Below are 1,333 nucleotides of genomic sequence, written 5' to 3' on the forward strand. Positions count from 1 at the left end.
ATGTGTATAAGAGACAGGAGTTATGTCACATTTCGATTAAATAAAATATCGTAAAATCCTCAGAATAAATTTTTTTGCATGTTCATTCATTTAGGGTAATTCTCAACTCTTAAGCTGATGTATGTGGGGGACCGACTCATATACATCAGCTTAAATAATTAGATATTTTATTTATTAAGTTAAGCGAAATTTTATTCGTATAGGAGGAAGGCGCATTTAATTCTTTTTTCGAATGTTATTCATGTTTATCGTATTCCATCGAATGCGCTTGTTACCAAGTGATGTACATAGGAATCATCCAACTTATCACCGGTTACTAGCAACCGACCGTAAATGAGATCGATGGATAATTCAATATCAAGGTTTTCTTTCAATTCTCCTCTTTGAATTCCCTTCTCTAGAAGTTGCTTTGCTTGCAGTCGACGGGGCTGGAAACATCGAGTGCGATATTCCTCTTCCAGTTTTAAGTCAACGTTTGATTTTCTCTTTGCAACCAGAAGTTCGTAGTCGCTTAAATGGATTATTCATGTCTATTTTCTTTTTGGGTGTTGCTGTTGGATCCTTTTTCGGAGGATGGAGTGTAGCATTGTGGATCGGAATCGCTTTTCCGACCATAGCGCTGCTTTATTTTGCCACAGAGAAATAGTTCAATAATCAAATTTAAACAGACCGGATTCGCTTGAATGCATATTCATTAATATGTCTGATTTTTATAGATTATTTGCGGTTATTTTGAAGTTTTTACATCACAACCAGATTTTTTGTCTCTATCGCTAAAAGAGGGCAAAACTCACCATATAAAATGTGTCCGAATTCCATTTAGACTATGAAAAAAGAGAGCTTGCGCTAGACAACAAGCCCTCTAAAAAATAACGTAATTGAGATATCTATATATTAACAGTTATTTTCTAACGATTCTATATGTCTTATGTTGAGAAATAAATTATAAGTGGCTTGATAACGCTAAAATGAATTATTGACATAATATTTCGACGATAATATAATAAATCTCGAATTCAAGATAACTTGTAAAGGATTGGTAATTATGAGAGCTTATCTTTAAAGTTATTTGTTATATTATCAAGGGAATTACAGCCAATCACTAAACGTATGAAAAGGATTTAAAAATTTATGGACTTAATGCAACTGAATTTGCAGTGCTTGAGCTACTATACAGTAAAGCTGATCGGCCTATAAAAAAATTGAGGACAAAATATTACTTGTAAGTTTTTGTATCACGTATGCATCAATTATTTCAGAAGGTATTGAATTGGTGACACTAATTTTTCCACAGCATAGAGAGGGGATTCGGCAAATATTTGGTAGTTTGGAC

General features: G+C 33.3%; 3 pseudogenes. 2 read left to right on the forward strand and 1 reads right to left on the reverse strand.

The window, feature by feature from the left end:
• Positions 1-245 precede the first annotated feature (245 nt).
• A pseudogene (locus ABWK52_RS27600) lies at positions 246-470 on the reverse strand (TetR-like C-terminal domain-containing protein); the annotation flags it as partial.
• On the opposite strand from ABWK52_RS27600, the pseudogene ABWK52_RS27605 reads away from it, so the two are divergent.
• Positions 461-646 (forward strand): annotated as a pseudogene (locus tag ABWK52_RS27605) (MFS transporter); the annotation flags it as partial. The pseudogenes ABWK52_RS27600 and ABWK52_RS27605 overlap by 10 nt on opposite strands.
• A 389-nt stretch (positions 647-1,035) precedes the next feature.
• Positions 1,036-1,333: pseudogene (locus ABWK52_RS27610) on the forward strand (MarR family transcriptional regulator); the annotation flags it as partial.

Source organism: Bacillus sp. AP50, assembly GCF_040492675.1.
Lineage (GTDB): Bacteria > Bacillota > Bacilli > Bacillales > Bacillaceae_G > Bacillus_A > Bacillus_A cereus.